The 19,378-nt window shown below is 62.3% G+C and carries 14 protein-coding genes and 4 tRNA genes; all 18 read left to right on the forward strand.

What is annotated here, in order from left to right; translation table 11 throughout:
- Positions 1-236: 236 nt before the first annotated feature.
- The 18 genes from A9O65_RS13735 to tuf all read left to right on the forward strand — a co-directional run bounded on the left by A9O65_RS13735 (position 237) and on the right by tuf (position 19,284).
- Positions 237-1,220: a biotin--[acetyl-CoA-carboxylase] ligase gene (locus A9O65_RS13735; RefSeq protein ID WP_064700123.1), complete on the forward strand. Its 984-nt coding sequence runs from the start codon at positions 237-239 to the stop codon at positions 1,218-1,220.
- Positions 1,217-2,056, forward strand: a complete 840-nt coding sequence (locus A9O65_RS13740; RefSeq protein ID WP_064700124.1) for a type III pantothenate kinase — start codon at positions 1,217-1,219, stop codon at positions 2,054-2,056. Before A9O65_RS13735 ends, A9O65_RS13740 begins: the two co-directional genes overlap by 4 nt.
- A 117-nt stretch (positions 2,057-2,173) precedes the next feature.
- Positions 2,174-2,257, forward strand: a tRNA-Tyr gene (locus A9O65_RS13745).
- Positions 2,258-2,302: 45 nt separating this feature from the next.
- A tRNA-Gly gene (locus tag A9O65_RS13750) sits at positions 2,303-2,376 on the forward strand.
- Positions 2,377-2,410: 34 nt separating this feature from the next.
- Positions 2,411-2,485: transfer RNA gene (locus tag A9O65_RS13755), tRNA-Thr, on the forward strand.
- Positions 2,486-2,630: 145 nt separating this feature from the next.
- Positions 2,631-2,706: transfer RNA gene (locus tag A9O65_RS13760), tRNA-Trp, on the forward strand.
- A gap of 72 nt (positions 2,707-2,778) precedes the next feature.
- Positions 2,779-3,147, forward strand: a complete 369-nt coding sequence (gene secE, locus A9O65_RS13765; RefSeq protein ID WP_064700125.1) for a preprotein translocase subunit SecE — start codon at positions 2,779-2,781, stop codon at positions 3,145-3,147.
- 8 nt (positions 3,148-3,155) lie between these two features.
- On the forward strand, positions 3,156-3,689 hold the full coding sequence (nusG, locus tag A9O65_RS13770; RefSeq protein WP_064700126.1) for a transcription termination/antitermination protein NusG: 534 nt from the start codon (positions 3,156-3,158) through the stop codon (positions 3,687-3,689).
- 82 nt (positions 3,690-3,771) lie between these two features.
- The gene (rplK, locus tag A9O65_RS13775; protein ID WP_064700127.1) at positions 3,772-4,203 is read left to right on the forward strand and encodes a 50S ribosomal protein L11; all 432 of its coding nucleotides are present in this window, start codon (positions 3,772-3,774) and stop codon (positions 4,201-4,203) included.
- A 2-nt stretch (positions 4,204-4,205) separates the two neighbouring features.
- On the forward strand, positions 4,206-4,898 hold the full coding sequence (gene rplA / locus A9O65_RS13780; protein WP_064700128.1) for a 50S ribosomal protein L1: 693 nt from the start codon (positions 4,206-4,208) through the stop codon (positions 4,896-4,898).
- Positions 4,899-5,159: 261 nt separating this feature from the next.
- A complete protein-coding gene (gene rplJ, locus A9O65_RS13785; RefSeq protein WP_064700129.1) occupies positions 5,160-5,663 on the forward strand; it encodes a 50S ribosomal protein L10 in 504 nt (167 codons plus the stop codon).
- 89 nt (positions 5,664-5,752) lie between these two features.
- Complete coding sequence (gene rplL, locus A9O65_RS13790; RefSeq protein WP_064700130.1) at positions 5,753-6,127, forward strand: 50S ribosomal protein L7/L12; 375 nt, start codon at positions 5,753-5,755, stop codon at positions 6,125-6,127.
- Positions 6,128-6,360: 233 nt separating this feature from the next.
- Complete coding sequence (gene rpoB / locus A9O65_RS13795) at positions 6,361-10,440, forward strand: DNA-directed RNA polymerase subunit beta (RefSeq protein ID WP_064700131.1); 4,080 nt, start codon at positions 6,361-6,363, stop codon at positions 10,438-10,440.
- Between the two features lie 86 nt (positions 10,441-10,526).
- The gene (rpoC, locus tag A9O65_RS13800) at positions 10,527-14,744 is read left to right on the forward strand and encodes a DNA-directed RNA polymerase subunit beta' (RefSeq protein ID WP_064700132.1); all 4,218 of its coding nucleotides are present in this window, start codon (positions 10,527-10,529) and stop codon (positions 14,742-14,744) included.
- A 179-nt stretch (positions 14,745-14,923) separates the two neighbouring features.
- Complete coding sequence (rpsL, locus tag A9O65_RS13805) at positions 14,924-15,298, forward strand: 30S ribosomal protein S12 (RefSeq protein ID WP_013330988.1); 375 nt, start codon at positions 14,924-14,926, stop codon at positions 15,296-15,298.
- Between the two features lie 126 nt (positions 15,299-15,424).
- Positions 15,425-15,895: a 30S ribosomal protein S7 gene (gene rpsG / locus A9O65_RS13810; RefSeq protein WP_013330989.1), complete on the forward strand. Its 471-nt coding sequence runs from the start codon at positions 15,425-15,427 to the stop codon at positions 15,893-15,895.
- Between the two features lie 45 nt (positions 15,896-15,940).
- Positions 15,941-18,061, forward strand: a complete 2,121-nt coding sequence (gene fusA / locus A9O65_RS13815) for an elongation factor G (protein ID WP_064702400.1) — start codon at positions 15,941-15,943, stop codon at positions 18,059-18,061.
- 29 nt (positions 18,062-18,090) lie between these two features.
- Positions 18,091-19,284, forward strand: coding sequence for an elongation factor Tu (tuf, locus tag A9O65_RS13820; protein ID WP_064700134.1), 1,194 nt, complete (start codon positions 18,091-18,093; stop codon positions 19,282-19,284).
- Positions 19,285-19,378: the final 94 nt, after the last annotated feature.

Below are 19,378 nucleotides of genomic sequence, written 5' to 3' on the forward strand. Positions count from 1 at the left end.
CCAGGCTCGAGGCCACGGCGTGGCCGTGGAGGCGTCAGGCACTTATACCGAGACCCCCGGCCTCACTGAGGTCGGGGGTTTTGTGTCGGGTGGCTGGACGAAGCGCCCCGTGCTACGTCGATGACTTGATCGCTGAACGAATATGCAGGGGCCATCATGGAGGTAGCGATAAGGCGAATTTCCGGCGCTTGGCCTGTTCCGATAGAATATGGGTTTTCCTTGGTTGGGGCCTGTGCATGACCATCGGAGACCTGATCCGCTTGCTGAGCGATGGTGAGTTCCATTCTGGCGAACAGCTTGGGGAGCGGCTGGGTGTTTCTCGTGCGGCGGTATGGAAGCAGTTGCGTAAGCTCGAGTCGCTGGGCATTCCCATGGAGGCGGTGAAAGGGCAGGGCTACCGGCTTGCCGAGCCGCTGGAACTGCTCGATGGCAGCGCCATCGTGGCCGGCCTGCCGCGAGAAGCCAGGCGTTGCGTGACTCGGCTGTTCGTCGAAGAGGTGCTGCCTTCGAGCAATCAGTTCGTGCGGGATCGCTTTGAACAGGGGGCCGGACACGGCGAGGTTTGCCTTGTCGAGCAGCAGAGTGCTGGCAAGGGGCGTCGAGGTCGAGCCTGGGTGACTCCATGGGGGCGTACCTTGATGTTGTCGGTGGGGTGGCGCTTCGAGTCGGGGGTCGCAGCCCTGGAGGGCTTGAGCCTGGCTGTCGGTGTCGTGTTGTCCCGCGTGCTGGAATCACATGGTGTGGCGCCATTGCTCAAGTGGCCCAATGATGTGCTGCTGGAGACCTCGAGTGGCGCGTTCGGCAAGCTGGCCGGCATCCTGGTGGAAATGAGTGGTGATGCCGCGGGGCCTTGTGAGGTCGTGGTGGGAATCGGCATCAATGTCGATCTGTCCGCCGAGTTCCGGGCAGGTATCGAACAGCCGGTGTCGGCGGTTCGTGACCAGGCCCCGGCGCTTGCGCGCAACCAGTTGGCCATCGAGCTGCTGGCTCAATTGATGCCGCTGCTGGCGGACTTCGAGCAGCACGGGTTTGCTGCCTGGCAGGATGCCTGGAATGCGCGTCATGCGTTTGCCGGGCAGGAGGTCGAGGTAATCCAGGGGGATCGTCGCGATGTTGCCATTGCGGAGCAGGTGGATGCGTCGGGCAACCTGTGGGTCAGGCGGTCCACCGAGCGCTGGAAGCTTGCTGGAGGTGAGATCAGCGTGCGGGGCCGCGTATGATCCTCGACCTGGACATCGGGAATACGTTGTCGAAGTGGCGACTCAAGGATGCCGACAGTAGCGAGATACGTTCCCGAGGGGCCGTCTGGACCCGAGAGGAGTGGCGCCCGGGTGCGGATATTCCGGACCTGGACGTGGTCGAGTCGGTCCGCATCTCCAGCGTGGCCCGTCAGGCGGTGCTTGCCCGGACGGTGACGCTGTTGCGGCATCGGGTGGGGGGAGTCCATGTGGCCCGCTCCACGCCGGAAGCCCTGGGCGTGACCAATGGCTATGAAGAGCCCGCTCGACTGGGCGTCGACCGCTGGATGGGGGTGTTGGCAGGCTATCAGCTGGCGGGCGGCTGTTGCTCGGTGGATTGTGGCAGTGCCATCACCATGGACTTCGTGCTGCCCGGTGGGCGACATCTCGGTGGTTACATACTGCCGGGGCTGCGCCTGATGAAGGAGAGCCTGAAGCTGGGTACCCGAAACGTGGCCATCGATCCGGACAGTGAGGCCGACGAGCTCCTGGAGCCGGGGGTTCGCACCGTCGAGGCGGTCAATCATGGCATCTACATGGCGGCGGTCAGTGCAGTGAACCGTATCTACAGCGAGGTATGCGATCAGCAAGGCGTCGCCTTGCCGCTGCTGGTGACGGGGGGCGACGCACGGGTGGTGTCACGGGGTATCCAGGCGCCGCATGCCGTGTGGCCCGATATGGTCTATGGTGGCCTCGAGGCCTGTTTTCCGTTGACCGCGGCCGAGCGAGCCGGCCGAATGTCGGGGGCGCCGGAGGTGCCACGGCCGGTGGCATTGGAAAAGATTCGCGCTGGCCTTGCATTCTCCATGCTGCTTTGACAGAATGCGTCGCGTTCCGGAGCGGCAGCCCTGTCTCGACGAGGATGTCCTGTCAGGATGATTGAGAAAACAATCACTTGACACCGTAACCTGGAGCTGTAAAATGCTCCGCCAGTTGGAGGGGTTCCCGAGTGGCCAAAGGGAGCAGACTGTAAATCTGCCGCGAAAGCTTCGAAGGTTCGAATCCTTCCCCCTCCACCAGATTCTGCCGTGCTCGCTGAGCGAGAATGGCGCAAGAGTGGGCAGGCGGGCATAGTTCAATGGTAGAACCTCAGCCTTCCAAGCTGATGATGCGGGTTCGATCCCCGCTGCCCGCTCCAGTGTTTTGACATCGTTTCGATGTCGGTTGTAAGCGCTCATGTAGCTCAGGGGTAGAGCACACCCTTGGTAAGGGTGAGGTCGACGGTTCAAATCCGTCCATGAGCTCCATTGCGAAAAGGCGAGCGAGAGCTCGCCTTTTCTTTTTCTTCCGGAAGTGAGCGTGCCGGAAGGGGTTGCCAGGCGAAAAGGGCTTCGCTATCATGGCGCCCGCTGTCGCTCGGGGTCGCTGCAAAGGCGGGCCTTGAAGGCATACAGGCCAGTAGCTCAATTGGCAGAGCAGCGGTCTCCAAAACCGCAGGTTGGGGGTTCGAGTCCCTCCTGGCCTGCCAGTCTTCCCCAGGCTGGCAATATCCCGTATACTGTCTTGTTTTCGATTGCTGCCCCTGAGGAGTCTCGTGGTCATGAAACATAACGCCGAGGTGCAGGAGTCGCGCCACGACGGGCTCAAGTGGGCGGTTGTCGTCATTCTGTTGGTTCTGGCCGTGGTCGGCAATACGTACTTTGCCGACATGGCATTACTTTATCGTGTGCTCGGTGTCGTCGCGCTCAGCGTGGTGGCGGCGCTGTTGGCATTGACCACCACGAAGGGTCGCGAGCTGCTGGAGCTGGCCCGCAACGCGAAGAAAGAGATTCAGCGCGTTGTCTGGCCGACACGTCCCGAAACCATCCAGACGACCGCCATCGTGCTGGTTGCCGTGCTGGTGGTGGGGCTGATGCTGTGGCTCATCGACACGCTTCTTGGCTGGGCGATGTCCGGCGTCATTGGTTAGGAGTCCGCATGTCCAAGCGTTGGTACGTCGTACACGCCTATTCCGGCTTCGAGAAGCATGTCATGCGCTCGCTCATTGAGCGCGTGAAGCTGTATGGCATGGAGGACCGCTTCGGCGAGATCCTGGTGCCGACCGAAGAAGTCGTTGAGGTGCGTGACGGCAAGCGCCGCAAGAGCGAACGCAAGTTCTATCCCGGCTATGTGCTGGTCGAGATGGAAATGGCCGATGAGACCTGGCACCTGGTCAATGAGACCCCGCGAGTCATGGGGTTCATCGGTGGCACGAAGGAGAAGCCGGCGCCTATCACGCAGCGTGAGGCAGACGCCATTCTCAGTCGTGTCAAGGACGGCGTCGAGCAGCCGCGGCCGAAGACCATGTTCGAGCCGGGGCAGTCGGTGCGTGTCATTGACGGGCCTTTCGCCGATTTCAATGGCGTGGTCGAGGAAGTCAACTACGACAAGAGCCGCCTGCAGGTCAGCGTGCTGATCTTCGGTCGCTCCACGCCCGTCGAGCTGGAATTCGCTCAGGTCGAGAAAGAGTGACCCGAGCATGAACGTGGCGGTCGCCTAGGTGGCCGCTTAACCCGGGGAGCCGCAAGGCGCTATTACCCATCTGGAGTCCATCATGGCCAAGAAAGTACAGGCTTACATCAAGCTGCAGGTCGCAGCTGGTAAAGCCAATCCGAGTCCTCCCGTGGGGCCCGCGCTGGGTCAGCACGGCGTCAACATCATGGAGTTCTGCAAGGCCTTCAACGCCGAGACGCAGAACCTCGAGCCGGGTCTGCCGACCCCGGTCGTCATCACCGTGTATGCCGACCGCAGCTTCACCTTCGTCACCAAGACCCCGCCCGCGTCGGTCCTGCTGAAGAAGGCGGCTGGCATCAAGTCCGGCTCTGGCGAGCCGAACAAGAACAAGGTCGGCACCGTGACCCGCGAGCAACTCGAAGAGATCGCTCAGGCCAAGGAGCCGGATCTGACGGCCGCCGATCTCGACGCCGCGGTGCGCACCATTGCCGGTAGCGCCCGTAGCATGGGCCTGAACGTGGAGGGTCTCTGATCATGGCTAAGCTGACCAAGCGTGCAAAGCTGTTCCGTGAAAAGGTCGACCCGAACAAGGCATACAGCCTGGATGAGGCCGTCGAGCTGCTTTCCGAACTCTCCAATGTGAAGTTCAAGGAATCTGTCGACGTCGCCATCAACTTGGGTGTCGATCCGCGTAAATCCGATCAGGTCGTGCGTGGCGCCACCGTCATGCCGAATGGTACTGGCAAGGACGTGCGCGTCGCCGTCTTCACTCAGGGCGCCAATGCTGACGCGGCCAAGGAAGCCGGGGCTGATGTCATCGGCATGGACGACCTGGCCGAGCAGGTCAAGAAGGGCCAGCTCGACTTCGACGTGGTCATCGCCTCGCCGGATGCCATGCGCGTCGTCGGCCAGCTGGGCCAGATTCTCGGTCCGCGCGGCCTGATGCCGAACCCCAAGGTCGGTACCGTGACCCCCGACGTCGCCACTGCGGTCAAGAACGCCAAGGCGGGTCAGGTGCGGTTCCGTACCGACAAGAATGGCATCATCCACACCACACTGGGCAAGGTCGACTTCGACGCTGCTGCCATCCGGGGCAACCTGGAGGCGCTGATCGCCGACCTGAAGAAGCTCAAACCGAGCACGTCCAAGGGTGTGTATTTCAAGAAGGTCTCCCTGTCCACCACCATGGGCCCGGGCGTGACCGTCGACCATTCCGCGCTGGTCTGAATCGCGGAGCGATAAAGAGCAAGAAACTTTGCGGTCCCCGTGCGCTGTTTCGACAAGAGCCGGCGGGGCACCGTCAAAGACCGCAGGTGCCGCCTTCATTCAGGAAGGCGGCTTAATCGTCCTCAGTGGAGGCCTGCGCAGATGGTGTGGCCGCCAGACGTCTGGTGAGCACCATCACCCAGGACCCCCACCGCTTGCGGAGGGGGAGATGGTAACCACCGGAACGCTCTTGAGAGGTTCCGGCACGAAGGAGTGATCACTGTGCCACTAGCACTCGAAGGCAAGAAAGCAATTGTTGCCGAGGTCAGTGAAGCGGCCAAGGATGCTCTCTCCGTCGTTGTTGCCGATTCTCGTGGTGTCTCGGTCAGCAAGATGACCGACCTGCGCAAGCAGGCCCGCGAGAATGGCGTGCAGATCCGTGTTGTGCGCAACACTCTGGCACGTCGCGCCCTGGAGGGCACTCAGTGGGAGTGCCTGAATGACAGCTTCGTGGGTCCGACCCTTCTGGCCTTCTCCACTGATCATCCGGGTGCTGCCGCCCGTTTGTTCAAGGAGTTCGGCAAGACGGAGAAGGACTTCGAAGTCAAGGCGCTGGCCTACGAAGGCGAGTTCATCCCGGCAAGCGATCTCGATCGCCTGGCAACCCTGCCGACCCGTGACGAGGCCATTGCCAAGCTGATGTCCGTCATGAAGGAAGCCTCCGCCGGCAAGCTGGTTCGCACCCTCGCCGCGCTGCGCGACCAGAAGCAGGAAGAGGCGGCCTGAGCCAGGAGCTCGGGCGCGTCACGCGAGTCGAACATTGAATCACCGAGTCGTCGAATCATCGAGACTCCCGCAAAGTTAGGAACGTGAAAATGGCACTGACCAAAGAAGACATCATCAACGCCGTCGCCGACATGTCCGTGATGGAAGTCGCTGAGCTGATCGAAGCGATGGAAGAGAAGTTCGGCGTGTCCGCTGCTGCTGCCGTCGTGGCTGGCCCGGGCGCTGGTGGCGAAGCTGAAGCCGCCGAAGAACAGACCGAATTCGACCTGGTGCTGACCGGTGCCGGCGACAAGAAGGTCAACGTCATCAAGGCCGTCCGCGAGATCACCGGCCTGGGCCTGAAGGAAGCCAAGGGCGCCGTCGACGGCGTGCCGGCAACCCTGAAGGAAGGCATGTCCAAGGAAGATGCCGAAGAAGCCAAGACCAAGCTGGAAGAAGCCGGCGCTTCCGTGGAGCTCAAGTAACTCTTGTGCCTACGGCTTCACGCGCGGCGTAAGCTTGTACGGCTGGTGGCGGTACATCCGCTGCCGGCCTTTTTCTGTTGTCGCTAGCCGGTAGCCCTGCGGGGCGCCGGTTGGCCGAATTCCGATGGCGAGCCTCTTCCGGGGGCTCGCCGTCAGCGCCTGACGGAGCCGACCCCCGTCGGGTGGCGCCGACACGCATCGGTCACCCATGGTGAACAAGCTGGGGAATACAGATGGCTTACTCATACACTGAGAAAAAACGCATCCGCAAGGATTTCGGCAAACTGCCCCAAGTGATGGATGTGCCTTACCTGCTGGCCATCCAGCTTGATTCCTATTACGACTTTCTCCAGCAGGACCGCTCACCCGAAGAACGTCTAGACGTCGGCCTGCATGCCGCCTTCCGCTCCGTCTTCCCGATCGAGAGCTTTTCCGGCAACGCTGCTCTGGAATACGTCAGCTACCGTTTCGGCACGCCGGCGTTCGACGTCAAGGAATGTCAGCTGCGTGGCGTCACCTACTCGGCCCCCCTGCGCGTCAAGGTCCGCCTGATCATCTACGACAAGGATTCGTCGAACAAGGCGATCAAGGACATCAAGGAGCAGGAAGTCTACATGGGGGAAATCCCCCTGATGACCGAGAACGGTACCTTCGTCGTCAACGGTACCGAGCGCGTCATCGTCTCCCAGCTGCACCGCAGTCCGGGTGTGTTCTTCGACCATGACAAGGGCAAGAGCCACTCGTCCGGCAAGCTGCTGTATTCCGCACGGGTCATTCCCTACCGCGGTTCCTGGCTGGACTTCGAGTTCGATCCCAAGGACAACGTCTTCGTGCGTATCGACCGTCGCCGCAAGCTGCCGGCGACCGTGCTGATGCGTGCGCTGGGCATGAGCGCCGAGGAGATCCTCGACGAGTTCTTCGAGACCAGCACCTTCCACATCGAGAAGTCCGGCTTCTCCGTGGATCTGGTGCCGTCGCGCCTGCGCGGCGAAACCGCGACCTTCGACATCAAGGATGGTGACGGCAACGTCATCGTCGAAGAAGGCCGTCGTGTGACCCAGAAGCACATTCGTCAGCTCGAGAAGAGCGGGCTCGAGCGCCTCGAAGTGCCGATGGATTATCTGTTCGGCAAGACCCTGGCCAAGGATCAGGTCAACCCGAACACCGGTGAGCTGATCTGCCCGTGCAACACCGCGCTCACGCCCGAGCTGCTGGAAAGCCTGGGCCAGGCCGGCATTACCACCATCGAGACGCTCTACACCAACGATCTCGATTGCGGTCCTTTCATCTCCGATACCCTCAAGCTGGACACCACCGGCTCCCAGCTCGAGGCGCTGGTCGAGATCTACCGCATGATGCGTCCCGGCGAGCCGCCCACCAAGGAAGCGGCCGAGACGCTGTTCAACAACCTGTTCTTCACCGAAGACCGCTACGACCTGTCCGGTGTCGGTCGCATGAAGTTCAATCGTCGCCTGCGTCGTGAGTCCGACACGGGCTCCGGCGTGCTCGATCAGCGCGACATCCTCGATGTGCTGGGCGAGCTGATCAACATCCGTAACGGCTTCGGCGATGTCGACGACATCGACCACCTGGGCAACCGCCGCATCCGCTGTGTCGGCGAGATGGCCGAGAATCAGTTCCGGGTCGGCCTGGTGCGCGTCGAGCGCGCGGTCAAGGAACGTCTCTCCATGGCCGAGAGCGAAGGCCTGATGCCGCAGGACCTGATCAATGCCAAGCCAGTCGCGGCGGCGGTCAAGGAGTTCTTCGGTTCCAGCCAGCTCTCGCAGTTCATGGACCAGAACAACCCGCTGTCCGAGGTGACTCACAAGCGTCGTGTCTCCGCCCTCGGTCCGGGTGGCCTGACCCGTGAGCGGGCCGGCTTCGAGGTGCGTGACGTGCACGCGACCCACTATGGTCGTCTGTGCCCGATCGAGACGCCGGAGGGGCCGAACATCGGTCTGATCAACTCCCTGGCCACCTACAGCCATACCAACAGCTATGGCTTCCTCGAGACGCCGTACCGCAAGGTCGTGGACAGCCAGGTGACCGACGAGGTGGTGCACCTCTCGGCGATCGAGGAGGGCGACTTCGTCATCGCCCAGGCGTCGGCTACCGTGGACGAGAGCGGCAAGCTGGTCGATGACCTGGTGCAGGTTCGCCACAAGGGCGAGACGACCTTCATGCGCCCCGAGCAGGTCACTCTGATGGACGTCTCACCGCGTCAGGTGGTGTCCGTGGCAGCGGCCTTGATTCCGTTCCTCGAGCACGATGACGCCAACCGCGCCCTGATGGGGGCGAACATGCAGCGTCAGGCCGTGCCGACCCTGCGCGCCGAGAAGCCGCTGGTGGGCACCGGTATGGAGCGTTTCGTCGCTCGCGACTCCGGCGTCTGTGCTGTGGCGCGTCGTGGCGGGGTGATCGACTCGGTCGATGCCAAGCGGATCGTGGTGAGGGTCAACGAGGACGAGATCATCGGCGGCGAAGCCGGCGTCGACATCTACAACCTGACCAAGTACCTGCGTTCCAACCAGAACACCTGCCAGAACCAGCGTCCGATCGTGCATACGGGAGACACCGTGGCACGGGGCGATATTCTGGCCGACGGTCCGTCCGTCGACATGGGGGATCTGGCGCTTGGTCAGAACATGCGCATCGCCTTCATGCCGTGGAACGGTTACAACTTCGAGGACTCGATCCTGCTTTCCGAGCGGGCCGTCCAGGAGGACCGTTTCACGTCCATCCACATCCAGGAGCTGACCTGCGTATCCCGCGACACCAAGCTGGGCGCCGAGGAAATTTCCTCGGACATCCCCAACGTTGGCGAGTCCGCACTGTCCAAGCTGGATGAGGCCGGTGTCGTCTACATCGGGGCCGAGGTCGGCCCGGGCGATATCCTGGTCGGCAAGGTCACGCCCAAGGGCGAGACACAGCTGACGCCCGAAGAGAAGCTGCTGCGTGCGATCTTCGGCGAGAAGGCGTCCGACGTGAAGGACACCTCGCTGCGTGCGCCGACCGGCATGAAGGGCACGGTCATCGACGTCCAGGTGTTCACGCGCGATGGGGTGGAGAAGGATTCCCGCGCGCTGTCCATCGAGCAGATGCAGCTCGACGAGGTTCGCAAGGATCTTCAGGAAACCTACCGGATCGCCGAGGACGCCACCTTCGAGCGCTTGCAACGCACCCTGTCCGGCCAGGCCGTCAACGGTGGGCCCAAGCTCAAGAAGGGCGACGTGCTCAGCGACGAGTACCTCGAGGAACTACCGCGTCAGCAGTGGTTCAAGCTGCGCATGCAGGACGAGTCGCTCAATGAGCTGCTGGCTCAGGCCGACGAACAGCTCGAGAATCGTCGCAAGGAAATGGACGAGCGCTTCGAGGACAAGAAGCGCAAGCTCACTCAGGGCGACGATCTGGCGCCTGGCGTCTTGAAGATCGTCAAGGTCTATCTGGCCGTGAAGCGTCGCATGCAGCCGGGCGACAAGATGGCGGGCCGCCACGGTAACAAGGGTGTCATCTCCGCGATCATGCCGATCGAGGACATGCCCTTTGACGACAACGGCGAACCCATCGACCTGATTCTCAACCCCTTGGGGGTGCCGTCGCGGATGAACGTCGGCCAGATTCTCGAGACGCACCTGGGCATGGCGGCACGTGGGCTCGGTGTCCGGATCGAGCAGATGCTGCGTGAGGCACGCGACCAGCAGGTCGGTGAAATCCGCGAGTTCCTGGGACAGGTCTACAATACAGCCAGTAGCACCCGGGTCGAGGAACTGGACTCGCTGTCCGATGAAGAGGTCATCGCTCTGGCGAAGAACCTCAAGGCAGGTGTGCCCATGGCCACGCCGGTCTTCGATGGTGCCCGTGAGCATGAAATCAAGCACCTGCTCAAGCTGGCCGGTCTGCCGGAATCCGGTCAGATGACGCTCTACGATGGCCGGACCGGCGAAGCCTTCGACCGACCGGTGACCGTGGGCTACATGTACATGCTCAAGCTCAACCACCTGGTGGATGACAAGATGCATGCGCGCTCCACCGGCTCCTACTCGCTGGTTACCCAGCAGCCGCTGGGCGGCAAGGCCCAGTTCGGCGGCCAGCGTTTCGGGGAGATGGAGGTCTGGGCCCTGGAGGCCTACGGCGCAGCCTACACGCTCCAGGAGATGCTCACCGTCAAGTCTGACGACGTGGAGGGTCGTACCAAGATGTACAAGAGCATCGTGGATGGCGACCACGCCATGCAGGCGGGCATGCCGGAATCCTTCAACGTGCTGGTGAAGGAGATCCGCTCGCTGGGTATCGACATCGAACTGGAGAGCTGAGGCTGCCGTAACGGCGCTTCGCAGTATGACGGTCCGCGGGGGCGTGCGCGCCCCCGCCCATGACAACTCCGCAACGGAGCCGACCCATGAAAGATTTGGTGAAAGTCCTCAAATCGCAGTCTCAGTCCGACGAGTTCGACGCGATCAAGATTACCCTGGCGTCGCCGGACATGATTCGCAGCTGGTCCTTCGGCGAGGTCAAGAAACCCGAGACCATTAACTACCGTACCTTCAAGCCGGAACGTGACGGCCTGTTCTGTGCCAAGATCTTCGGTCCGGTGAAGGATTACGAGTGCCTGTGCGGCAAGTACAAGCGCATGAAGCATCGTGGCATCATCTGCGAGAAGTGCGGCGTCGAGGTCACCAAGGCCGCCGTGCGTCGTGAGCGGATGGGCCATATCGAGCTGGCCAGCCCGGTCGCTCACATCTGGTTCCTGAAGTCACTGCCGTCGCGCATCGGCATGTTCCTGGACATGACCCTGCGTGACATCGAGCGCGTGCTCTATTTCGAGAGCTTCATGGTCGTGGATCCTGGCATGACGACCCTCGAGCGCGGCCAGCTGCTCAACGACGAGCAGTACTTCGAGGCCCTCGAGGAGTTCGGCGACGACTTCGACGCCCGCATGGGCGCCGAGGCGGTGCAGGCCATGCTCAAGGACATCGACCTCGAGGAAGAGATCGAGCGTCTGCGCGAGGAGATCCCGCAGACCAACTCCGAAACCAAGATCAAGAAGCTCTCCAAGCGCCTCAAGCTGCTTGAAGCCTTCCAGGGGTCCGGCAACGATCCGGCCTGGATGATCATGGAAGTGCTGCCGGTGCTGCCGCCGGACCTGCGTCCGCTGGTGCCGCTGGATGGCGGTCGTTTCGCGACCTCGGATCTCAACGATCTCTACCGTCGCGTGATCAACCGCAACAACCGCCTCAAGCGCCTGCTCGACCTCAATGCGCCGGATATCATCGTGCGCAACGAGAAGCGCATGCTGCAGGAAGCGGTCGATGCGCTGCTCGACAACGGCCGTCGCGGTCGCGCGATCACGGGCTCCAACAAGCGCCCGCTGAAGTCGCTGGCCGACATGATCAAGGGCAAGCAGGGGCGTTTCCGTCAGAACCTGCTCGGCAAGCGCGTCGATTATTCCGGCCGCTCGGTGATCACCGTGGGCCCGACCCTGCGCCTGCACCAGTGCGGTCTGCCCAAGAAGATGGCGCTGGAACTGTTCAAGCCGTTCATCTACTCCAAGCTGCAGCACAATGGCCAGGCCTCCACCATCAAGGCTGCCAAGAAGATGGTCGAGCGCGAGCTGCCCGAAGTCTGGGACATTCTCGCCGAGGTCATCCGCGAGCATCCGGTGCTGCTCAACCGGGCACCGACCCTGCACCGTCTCGGTATCCAGGCCTTCGAGCCGCTGCTCATCGAGGGCAAGGCGATCCAGCTGCATCCGCTGGTCTGTGCTGCCTACAACGCCGACTTCGACGGCGACCAGATGGCGGTTCACGTACCGCTGACCCTGGAAGCCCAGCTCGAGTCGCGTGCCCTGATGATGGCCACCAACAACGTGCTGTCACCGGCCAACGGCGAGCCGATCATCGTGCCGTCCCAGGACGTGGTGCTCGGTCTCTATTACATGACCCGCGAGCGCATCAACGCCAAGGGCGAAGGGATGGTGTTCTCCGGCCTGGACGAGGTCGAGCGCGCGTTCGGCACCCAGAGCGTTTCCCTGCATGCCCGCATCAAGGTGCGCCTCGACGAGACCATCATCGAGGAAGAGGGTGGCGAGAAGACGTACAGCCGCAAGATCTACGACACTACCGTGGGTCGTGCGTTGCTCTATCGCATCTTGCCGGAGGGGGCTCCCTTCTCGTTGGTCGACCAGCCGATGAAGAAGAAGGCCATCTCGAAGCTGATCAACGAGGTCTATCGTCGCGCTGGCCTGAAACCCGCGGTGATCTTCGCCGACCAGTTGATGTACACCGGCTTCCGCATGGCCACCTGGTCCGGCGCCTCGATCGGGGTCAATGACTTCGTCATCCCGGATGCCAAGGCCGAGATCGTCGAGGCTGCCGAGGAAGAAGTGAAGGAAATCGAGGACCAGTTCTCCTCCGGTCTCGTGACCGCGGGCGAGAAGTACAACAAGGTCATCGATATCTGGGCGCGTGCCAACGACCAGGTCGCCAAGGCGATGATGACGGGGATTTCCAAGGAAAGCGTGATCGACCGCGAGGGCAACGAGGTCGAGCAGGATTCCTTCAACAGCGTCTTCATCATGGCTGACTCCGGTGCCCGGGGCAGCGCGGCGCAGATTCGTCAGCTGGCCGGCATGCGTGGCCTGATGGCCAAGCCGGACGGGTCGATCATCGAGACGCCGATCGTCGCCAACTTCCGCGAAGGCCTGAACGTCCTGCAGTACTTCATCTCGACGCACGGCGCGCGTAAGGGTCTGGCGGATACGGCACTGAAGACCGCCAACTCCGGTTATCTGACCCGCCGTCTGGTCGATGTGGCCCAGGACATGGTCATCACCGAGAGTGATTGCGGCACCGAGAACGGCCTGACTCTGCACCCGGTCATCGAGGGTGGCGACATCATCGTCTCCCTGGCACAGCGTGTGCTGGGTCGCGTGGTCGCTCAGGATGTCGTCGACCCGAATACCGAGGAAGTGCTGATTCCGCGCGGTACCCTGCTCGACGAGAAGTGGTGTGCCGAACTCGACACCATGGGTGTCGACGAGATCGTGGTGCGTTCGGCGATCACCTGTGGCACCAGTCACGGCGTCTGCTCGGCCTGTTACGGTCGCGACCTGGCGCGGGGCCATCAGGTCAACGTCGGCGAGTCGGTGGGTGTCATCGCCGCTCAGTCCATCGGCGAGCCTGGCACCCAGCTGACCATGCGGACCTTCCACATCGGTGGTGCAGCCTCTCGTGCCTCCGCAGTGGACAGTGTCCAGGTCAAGCACGGCGGCAAGGTGCGGCTGCACAACATCAAGCACGTCGAGCGTGCCGACGGCAAGCTGGTCGTGGTCTCTCGCTCCAGTGCCCTGGCCGTTGCCGATGGGCATGGCCGTGAGCGCGAGTACTACAAGCTGCCCTATGGTGCCGAGCTGTCGGTCAAGGACGGCGACGAGGTCGAAGCCGGCCAGGCCGTGGCCAAGTGGGATCCGCACACTCACCCGATCATCGCCGAGGCCGAGGGTCAGGTGCAGTACGCCGACATGGACGAGGGCGTCACCATCCACCGCAGCGTGGACGAGATGACGGGCCTGTCTTCCATCGAGGTGATCGAGTCGGCGGCGCGTCCGATGGCCGGTCGCGACAAGCGCCCGATGATCCTGCTCGCCGACGAGGCCGGCAAGCCGGTCACCGTGACCGGCTCCGATACGCCGGTCCAGTACCTGCTGCCCGGCAAGGCCGTGGTGACCGTGGACAACGGCTCACGCATCGGTGTTGGCGAAGTGGTTGCCCGGATTCCGGTCGAAGCAACCGGCAACAAGGACATCACGGGTGGTCTGCCGCGGGTTGCCGACCTGTTCGAAGCGCGCAAGCCCAAGGAGCCGGCGATCCTCGCCGAGGTCAGCGGTGTCATCAGCTTCGGCAAGGAAACCAAGGGCAAGCGTCGCTTGACGATCACGCCCGAGGATGGCGAGCCGTTCGAGATGCTGATCCCGAAATGGCGCCAGATCGCGGTCTTCGAAGGCGAGACCGTCGAGAAGGGCGAGGTGATCTCGGACGGGCCGAGCAACCCGCACGATATCCTGCGTCTGCTGGGTATCGCCGAGTTGGCCAAGTACATCGTCGCCGAGGTGCAGGACGTCTATCGTCTGCAGGGCGTGGGCATCAACGACAAGCACATCGAAGTGATCGTGCGTCAGATGCTGCGCAAGGTGGAAGTCACCGACGCCGGTGATTCCGAGTTCATCCCGGGCGATCAGGTCGAGCTGGTGCGCGTGCTCGAGGAGAACGCCCGCCTGGCGAAAGAGGACAAGTTCCCGGCCAAGTACCAGCGCCTGCTGCTGGGTATCACCAAGGCCAGCCTGGCGACCGAGTCGTTCATCTCCGCGGCTTCCTTCCAGGAAACCACGCGGGTGCTGACAGAGGCGGCGGTCACCGGCAAGCGCGATTACCTGCGCGGTCTGAAGGAAAACGTGGTGGTGGGACGTCTGATCCCGGCCGGTACCGGTCTGACCCATCACGCGGAGCGCCGTCGCAAGCGGGAGGATGCCGAGCGGCTGCTCCATCCCTCCGCCCAGGACGTGGAGCAGGAGCTGGGCGCCCAGCTCACCGCGCTGGATTCGGATGACGACGACATCTGATGCAACCATTGGCGTGGGCCCGCATGACGCGGGCCCACGCTTGACGGACGGCAGTATCAGACATTAGAATGCGCAGCCTTTAACAGTGGGGCGGGTGCGCTCGCACCATTGGGAAAGTGCGCAAGACAGGAAGCGAACGGCTACTCGCTTCCGCCAAGGCAACCCATTTGGAGCAATAAATGGCAACGATCAATCAGCTCGTGCGCAAGCCGCGCAAGCGCCAGGCCGCCAAGAGCGACGTGCCGGCGCTGCAAGCTTGCCCGCAGAAGCGCGGCGTTTGCACGCGCGTCTATACCACTACCCCGAAGAAGCCGAACTCGGCCCTGCGTAAGGTCTGCCGTGTGCGCCTGACCAACGGCTATGAAGTGGCTTCCTACATCGGCGGTGAAGGCCACAACCTCCAGGAGCACTCCGTGGTCCTGATTCGTGGCGGCCGGGTCAAGGACCTTCCGGGTGTCCGTTACCACACGGTGCGCGGTGCTCTGGATACCTCCGGCGTTCAGAATCGTAAGCAGGGCCGTTCCAAGTACGGCACCAAGCGTCCGAAGGCCTGATCAAGGCGTTCGACGCAAGGGCTACGGCCACCGAGAGTTTTATAGTCACGGTCTGATAAGAGTAAGGTCGAGCGCCGCTAGGTCGTCTCGGGTTTACCTGAAGGACCCTTCGAACGAGGGCTTATCATGCCTAGAAGAAGAGTTGCGGCCAAGCGCGAGATCCTGCCGGATCCGAAATTCGGAAGCGAGCGCCTGGCGAAGTTCATGAACCACCTGATGATCAGCGGCAAGAAGTCCGTAGCTGAGCGTATCGTCTATGGTGCGCTGGACAGGGTTGCCGAGCGTAGCAAGGAAGAGCCGCTGGAGATCTTCGACAAGGCGCTGGAAACCATCCAGCCCATGGTCGAGGTCAAGTCTCGCCGTGTCGGCGGGGCGACCTATCAGGTGCCGGTCGAAGTGCGCCCGTCTCGCCGTCAGGCGCTCGCCATGCGCTGGATGGTGGATGCCGCTCGCCGCCGTGGTGAGAAGACCATGGTGCAGCGTCTGGCTGGCGAGATGCTGGATGCCGCCGAAGGCAAGGGTTCGGCCGTCAAGAAGCGTGAGGACGTACACCGCATGGCAGAAGCCAACAAGGCCTTCTCTCACTATCGGTTCTAAGTTCAGCGCTTCTAAACCGCATCGCCAACCAACGGGAGTTACATCGTGGCTCGCAAGACTCCGCTCAAGCGTTACCGCAATATCGGTATCGTAGCCCACGTCGACGCCGGTAAGACGACCACTACCGAGCGTATCCTGTTCTATACCGGCCTTTCTCACAAGGTCGGCGAAGTCCATGATGGTGCCGCCACCATGGACTGGATGCAGCAGGAGCAGGAGCGTGGCATCACCATCACCTCCGCGGCGACGACCTGCTTCTGGCAGGGGATGGACAAGCAGTTCGATGAGCACCGCATCAATATCATCGATACCCCGGGACACGTGGACTTCACCATCGAGGTGGAGCGTTCCCTGCGCGTGCTCGACGGCGCGGTCGTGGTGCTGTGCGGCAGCTCCGGCGTGCAGCCTCAGACGGAAACCGTCTGGCGCCAGGCCAACAAGTACGAAGTGCCGCGGATGGTGTTCGTCAACAAGATGGACCGTGCCGGCGCTGACTACTTCATGGTGATCGACCAGCTCAAGAACAAGCTGGGCGCCAATGTCGTGCCGATCCAGATCAACTGGGGTGCCGAGGACGACTTCAAGGGCGTTATCGATCTCATTCGCATGAAGGCCATCGAGTGGGATGAAGACAACTTCGGCATGAACTACAAGTTGGTCGACATTCCCGCCGAGCTGGAAGAGACCGCTCAGAAGTATCGCGAGCAGATGGTCGAGTCCGCCGCCGAGGCCTCCGAAGAGTTGATGGACAAGTACCTCGAGGAAGGGGACCTGTCCGTGGAAGACATCAAGGCTGGCCTGCGTCGTCGTACCCTCGACAACGAGATCGTGCTGGTCACCTGTGGCTCCGCGTTCAAGAACAAGGGCGTGCAGGCGGTGCTGGACGGCGTGATCGAGTACATGCCGTCTCCCACCGAGGTTAAGGCCATCGAAGGCGAGCTGGACGACAAGGACGGCACCGTCGCGACCCGCGAGGCGGACGACAATGCCCCCTTCGCCGCGCTGGCCTTCAAGATCGCCACCGATCCCTTCGTCGGCACCCTGACCTTCATTCGCGTCTACTCCGGCGTGCTGAAGTCCGGCGACAGCGTCTACAACTCCGTCAAGGAGAAGAAAGAGCGTGTCGGCCGTATCGTGCAGATGCACTCCAACTCCCGCGAGGAGATCAAGGAAGTGCTGGCCGGCGATATCGCCGCCTGCATCGGGCTCAAGGACGTCACCACCGGTGACACTCTGTGCGACCTGAACGACAAGATCGTGCTGGAGCGCATGGAGTTCCCGGATCCGGTGATCTCCGTGGCCGTCGAGCCGAAGTCCAAGCCCGACCAGGAGAAGATGGGTACGGCGCTGGGCAAGCTGGCCCAGGAAGACCCGTCCTTCCAGGTCAAGACCGACGAAGAGACCGGGCAGACCATCATCTCCGGGATGGGCGAGCTGCACCTGGACATCATCGTTGACCGTCTGCGTCGCGAGTTCAAGGTGGATGCCAACATCGGCAAGCCGCAGGTGGCCTACCGCGAGACCATTCGTCAGAGTGTCGAGCAGGAAGGCAAGTTCGTCCGTCAGTCCGGTGGTCGCGGCCAGTACGGCCATGTGCACCTGCGCATCGAGCCGTTGACGGCCGAAGACAAGGGCGACGACGAAGACATGCACTTCAAGTTCGCTTCTGAAATCGTCGGCGGCGTGGTTCCGAAGGAATACGTGCCCGCTGTCGAGAAGGGGGCCTATGAGCAGCTCCAGAACGGTGTCATCGCGGGCTACCCGATGATTGACGTCAAGGTTACGCTGTTCGACGGTTCCTACCATGACGTGGACTCGAACGAGACCGCGTTCAAGGTCGCCTCTTCCATGGCGATCAAGGAAGGCGCACCCAAGGCCAAGGCCGTGCTGCTCGAGCCGGTGATGAAGGTCGAAGTCGTGACACCCGAGGAGTTCATGGGGGATGTCATGGGCGACCTGAACCGTCGCCGAGGCCTGGTCCAGGGGATGGATGACACGCCCGCCGGGAAGGTCATTCGCGCCACCGTTCCGCTGGCTGAGATGTTCGGTTACGCAACCGATCTGCGTTCTCAAAGCCAGGGCCGCGCAAGCTACACCATGGAGTTTGCGGATTACGAAGAGGCGCCGTCCAGCGTCGTTGAAGCCGTCATCAATCAGAACGGTTAACCGTTAGCTAACGTAAAGAGGTCATAGCAGTGGCTAAGGAAAAATTCGAACGTTCCAAAACGCACGTCAACGTCGGCACCATCGGTCACGTCGACCACGGTAAGACCACGCTGACTGCGGCCCTGACTCGTGTGTCCGCGGAAGTCTTCGGCGGTGATGCCCGTGCGTTCGACTCCATCGACAACGCACCGGAAGAGCGCGAGCGCGGTATCACCATCGCCACCGCTCACGTCGAGTACCAGTCCGAAGAGCGTCACTACGCTCACGTCGACTGCCCGGGGCACGCTGACTACGTCAAGAACATGATCACCGGTGCCGCCCAGATGGACGGCGCTATCCTGGTCTGTTCCGCCGCCGACGGCCCCATGCCGCAGACTCGCGAGCACATCCTGCTGTCTCGCCAGGTCGGCGTGCCGACCATCGTCGTGTTCCTGAACAAGGCCGACATGGTCGACGACGAAGAGCTGCTCGAGCTGGTCGAGATGGAAGTCCGTGAACTGCTCAACGAGTACGACTTCCCGGGCGACGACTGCCCGATCATCACCGGTTCTGCTCTGATGGCGCTGGAAGGCAAGGATGACAACGGCATGGGTACCACCGCCGTTGCCAACCTGATCAAGGCCCTGGATGCCTACATTCCGGAGCCGGAGCGCGCCATCGATCAGCCGTTCCTGATGCCGATCGAGGACGTCTTCTCCATCTCTGGCCGTGGCACCGTGGTGACCGGTCGTGTCGAGCGCGGCATCGTCAAGGCTGGCGAGGAAGTCGAGATCGTCGGTATCAAGGAAACCGCCAAGACCACCGTTACCGGTGTCGAAATGTTCCGCAAGCTGCTCGACGAAGGTCGCGCAGGCGAGAACATCGGTGCACTGCTGCGTGGTACCAAGCGTGACGATGTCGAGCGTGGTCAGGTCCTGGCCAAGCCGGGCACCATCACCCCGCACACCAAGTTCGAGGCTGAGGTCTACGTGCTGTCCAAGGACGAGGGTGGTCGTCACACTCCGTTCTTCAAGGGCTATCGTCCGCAGTTCTACTTCCGTACCACCGACATCACCGGTACCTGCGAACTACCGGAAGGCGTCGAAATGGTCATGCCGGGCGACAACGTCAAGATGGTCGTCAGCCTGATCGCTCCGGTCGCCATGGATGACGGTCTGCGCTTCGCCGTTCGCGAAGGCGGTCGTACCGTCGGCGCCGGCGTCGTGGCCAAGATCATCGAGTAAGCGACAAGCGCTCGACCGATCGAAGGGGGCTCCGCAAGGAGCCCCCTTTCTGCGCACCGTGATGAGGGTTTGACTCTCGTTTTTGGTGCGCCTA

It is taken from the genome of Halomonas caseinilytica, from assembly GCF_001662305.1.
Lineage (GTDB): Bacteria > Pseudomonadota > Gammaproteobacteria > Pseudomonadales > Halomonadaceae > Halomonas > Halomonas caseinilytica.